Consider the following 2,303-nt stretch of genomic DNA (forward strand, 5'->3'; position numbering starts at 1 on the left):
GCAGCCCGGCGCTGACGACGCGGTCGAGTTCGGCGCGGGCGTCGAGGAGGCGGCCCTGGGCCGCGGCGAGTGCGAGGGCGTAGTGCGCGAGCGGCAGGTCGTGCTGCGGTTGCGGATCGTGCGTGCCGAAGTACCCGCGGGCGGCGGCGAGTTGTTCGGCCGCCTCCTGGAGGGTGCCGCGGCCGAGCGCGACGGCTGCCAGGTGTGTGCAGGCCGTGCCGCGCGGCTTGTCGCTCAGGGCGGAGCGGCGGGTCCACCCGCCGGCCTTGACGGCCTCGTCCCAGCGGCCGAGGGAGACGAGGGACTCGGCCATGTTGGAGCGGACCCAGCCCTTGGTGTCGGTGAGGCCGTAGCGGCGGCACAGGGCGATGCCCTCTTCGCAGATGCGGACGGCTTCGGCGGAGCGGCCGGCGCCTTCCAGATGGGAGGGGAGATTGACGTTGACGTTGCTGACCCGGGCGATCAGACCGAGTTCGATGGAGCGGTCGCGCACGGCGTACATCTCGGTGAAGCCCTGCTCGATGGAGCCGGCGTCGACCAGGAGTCCGCCGCGGATGAGCCGTGCGTGCAGTTCGGTCTCGTCGTCACCGACCATCCCGGCGTACTCGACGGCCCGTTCGGCGGCGGCGAGGGTCTCGGCACCCGGGTTGTGCAGCATGCCCCAGGCCGCGGCGTGCGCGAGGACCTCGGCGTGCACGGCGGACGGGGGCAGACCGCGGACCAGTTCCTGGGCCTTGGCGATCTCGTCCCAGCCGTCGCCGCGGGCGATGTGGGAGATGATCCGGGAGCGCTGGACCCAGAACCAGGCGGCGCGCAGGGGGTCGGGGTCGCCGTTGGCCGCGGCCTCGTCGAGGATGCGGATCGCCCGCTTGCCGATCTTCAGGGCGCGCTCGCGCTCCCCGCACAGGCGTCCCGCGGCGGCGGCCTCGGCCATCAGGTCGAGGTAGTCGAGCCGGGCCTCGGCGGGGTCGCAGTTGCAGGAGAGGTAGGCGACCGCATAGTCGCCCATGCGCAGCGCCGCACGGATCTCCTCGGGAGCCGCGTCCCACAGTTCCATCGCCCGTTCGAGCAGCCGGAGTTGCTCGGAGTAGGCATGCCGGCGGCGGGCCTCGACGGAGGCGTCGAGGACGGCGGGCAGGGCCTTCGCCGGGTCGTGGGCGTGGTACCAGTACGTGGCCAGGCGCATGGCGCGGGCGTCGGCGGGGACCAGCGAGGGGTCGGCCTCGAGGGCTTCCGCGTAGCGGCGGTTGAGGCGGGAGCGCTCGCCGGGCAGCAGGTCGTCGCTGACGGCCTCGCGCACCAGGGAGTGACGGAAGCGGTAGCCGTCGCCGTCCGGGGTGGCGAGCAGGATGTTGGCGCCGACGGCCGCGCGCAGGGCTTCGATGAGTTCGTCCTCGCCGAGCCGGGCGACGGCGGCGAGCAGCGGGTACTCGACGGTGGAGCCGCCCTCGGCGCAGATCCGGGCGACGCGCTGGGTCGCTTCGGGCAGCGATTCGACGCGGACGAGGAGGACGTCGCGCAGCGAGTCGGTGAGGCCGGTGGCACAGCCCTCGGCGGCGGAGACGGCCAGCTCCTCGACGAAGAAGGCGTTGCCGTCGGAGCGCCGGAAGATGTCGTCGACGACGGCGACCTCGGGTTCGGCGGCCATGATCCCGGCGACCTGGCGGGAGACTTCGTCGCGGCTGAGGCGGCCGAGTTCGATCCGGGTGACGGTGCGCAGCCGGTCGAGTTCGGCGAGCAGGGGGCGCAGCGGGTGGCGGCGGTGCACGTCGTCGGCACGGTAGGTCGCGACGACGACGAGGCGGCCGCCCCGCAGGGTGCGGAAGAGGTACGACAACAGGTGCCGGGTGGAGGCGTCCGCCCAGTGCAGGTCCTCGAGGACCAGCACGACGGTGTGTTCGGCGGCGACGCGCTCCAGGAGGCGTCCGGTGAGTTCGAAGAGGCGGGCGGTGGAGTTCTCGTCGCCGCGCCCGTCGAGGCCCCGGCCCGGGACGGACCGGTCACCCAGCTCGGGCAGGATCCGGGCCAGTTCGTCCTCCCGGCCGGCCGCGGCGGTGTCGAAGGCCTCGGGCAGCGTGCGGCGCAGTGCGCGCAGCGCCGTGGAGAACGGGGCGAAGGGCAGCCCGTCGGCGCCGATCTCGACGCAGCCGCCGGTGACGACGACGGCCCCTCGCCGGCACGCCCCGGCGGCGAACTCCTCGACGAGCCGGGTCTTGCCGACCCCGGCCTCACCGCCGAGCAGCAGTGCCCGGGGCTCGCCGCCCGTGCCGGACGCCGGGGCGGTGTCCCCGCCGGCGGCGTGT

The 2,303-nt window shown here is 74.4% G+C and carries 1 protein-coding gene; it reads right to left on the reverse strand.

Translation table 11 applies throughout. The annotated features are described in order from the left end of the window. On the reverse strand, window positions 1-2,303 hold a 2,303-nt coding region (locus tag G3I40_RS46110), incomplete at both ends, for an AAA family ATPase (protein WP_164560751.1).

Origin of the sequence: Streptomyces sp. SID14478, from assembly GCF_010548525.1 — a bacterium.
GTDB lineage: Bacteria > Actinomycetota > Actinomycetes > Streptomycetales > Streptomycetaceae > Streptomyces.